General features: G+C 30.2%; 1 protein-coding gene. It reads right to left on the reverse strand.

What is annotated here, in order from left to right; all coding sequences use genetic code 11:
• Window positions 1–412 precede the first annotated feature (412 nt).
• The coding region (locus MR593_RS08500) for a dihydropteroate synthase (RefSeq protein WP_290691870.1) at window positions 413–2,182 on the reverse strand (1,770 nt) is incomplete at its 5' end.

Consider the following 2,182-nt stretch of genomic DNA (forward strand, 5'->3'; position numbering starts at 1 on the left):
TTCAAAAATCACAGATTTACTTAATTTTAAATCTATCGTATTTGCTGTAATACTATTTTTCTTAATAAAATATACAAATAAACATCCAGTTGTATATATAGCTCTTTCAGCTGTAGTAGGTATACTTTTATCTTTTTAATATAGAAATCAAGATTTTACTTCAAATAAATAATAATTTCCAAAAACAAAAAGAGGCTATACTATAGCCTCTTTTTGTGTTGACGAGAAATTTTTAATTTGACATCATTAATTAAATTTATATATATTTGTAAATTAATGACCTATATTCATTATAGTAACACATTTTGCTACTATATTTAAGTATTTAAGGAAAATAAATTAAATAAATTTATTCTCCTCAAATATCCTTTATATTTTAACATACTTTTATGGTTCTTTTCCACATTATTTTTTAAAAAGTAATTTTTGCAATTTCTACTGAGCGTTTTGCATCCTTTGCATAGTAGTCTGCATCTATCTTTTTAGCATATTCTTCTGTTAAAACTGCTCCACCAACTATTACTTTTGCATCTATTCCAGCGTCTCTTATAGCCTTTATTGTATCCTTCATATTTTGTACAGTTGTTGTCATTAGTGCGCTTAGACCTATTAGCTTAATGTTTTGTTCCTTTGCAGTTTCTACTACAGTCTCTATTGGAACGTCTTTTCCTAGGTCTATAACTTCGTATCCATAATTTTCTAGCATTATTTTTACGATATTTTTACCTATATCGTGTATGTCACCTTTTACTGTGGCAACTATTATCTTACCTTTTGTGCTACTTGTATCATTAGTATTGACACTTAGTTTATCTTTTATAATATTTAATGAAACTTTTATTGTTTCTGCTGCTTGTATCATTTGAGGTAAGAATATTTCGCCATTGTCATATTTTACTCCGACTTTATCTAGAGCAGGTATTAGCATATTGTCTAATATATAATTTCCATCATATTCTTCAAGCAATTTATATGTCATATTTTTAGTTTCATCCTTTAGACCTCTTTCTATAAGTACATCTAAAGAAGTTTCTTCATTTATTTCAACGGCTTTAGTTTGGTCGTTTTTTGCTTTTGAAACATTCATATATTTTTCTATATATTTTTCGCAGCCTTTATCTATATTGCTTATTACTCTATATGCATACATTGATTCCATCATAACAGATTCTGATGTATTTATTATAGCTAAATCAAGTCCTGCTCCTAAAGCTAAGTTTAAGAAAGTAGAGTTTAATGCACTTCTATTTGGCACGCCGAATGAAATATTAGACACACCTAGTATAGTTTTGCAGCCTAGATTTTCTTTTACCATTCTCATGGCCTTTATAGTTTCCATAGCTTCTTCTTGTTGTGCTGATACAGTAAGTGATAGACAGTCTATAAATATATCTTGTCTTCTTACTCCGTAGCTTTCTGCTCTTTCTACTATTTTTTTAGCTATTTCAAATCTTCCTTCTGCTGTTTTAGGAATTCCATTTTCGTCTAATGTTAGTCCTACTACAGCTGCTCCGTATTTTTGAACGATTGGAAGGATAGAATTTAGTGATTCTTCTTTTCCGTTTATAGAGTTTACTATAGTTCTTCCGTTGTAGTATCTAAGACCTTGTTCTAGCGCGTCTACGTTAGATGAATCTAGTTGTATAGGAACATTTATGATTTCTTGTAGAGTTTTTATAACTTTAGGCATCATAGCTTTTTCGTCTAATTCAGGAAGCCCTACATTCATATTTAATATTTCAGCACCTTCTTCAACTTGATCTAGTCCAAGACTCACTACGTAGTCTAAATCTCCACTTATCAAAGCGTTTTGTAGAGGTATTCTTCCTGTTGGGTTTAATCTTTCACCCATTATTGTTGGACCGTTAATTTCAACAAATTTTGAAGGTGAGCAAACTACACATTCTAAATTCTTTTCCAATGGCTCTGCTTTTATATTTTTAACATTGTCAGCTAGAGCTTTTATAAATTCAGGATTTGTTCCACAACATCCACCTACTATAGTTGCTCCCATTTTTACAAATTCAGATATACCTTCTAAAAATTGTTCTGCTGTCATTTTATATACAGTTTTTCCATCTTCTATATCAGGAAGCCCTGCATTAGGTTGTACTATTACTGGTACAGTAGCCCTTCTTATTATCTTTTCTACCATTTGCTTTAATTGTTCTGGTCCAAGAGA

This window comes from Intestinibacter sp. (assembly GCF_022780145.1).
In the GTDB taxonomy this organism is placed as follows: Bacteria; Bacillota; Clostridia; order Peptostreptococcales; family Peptostreptococcaceae; genus Intestinibacter.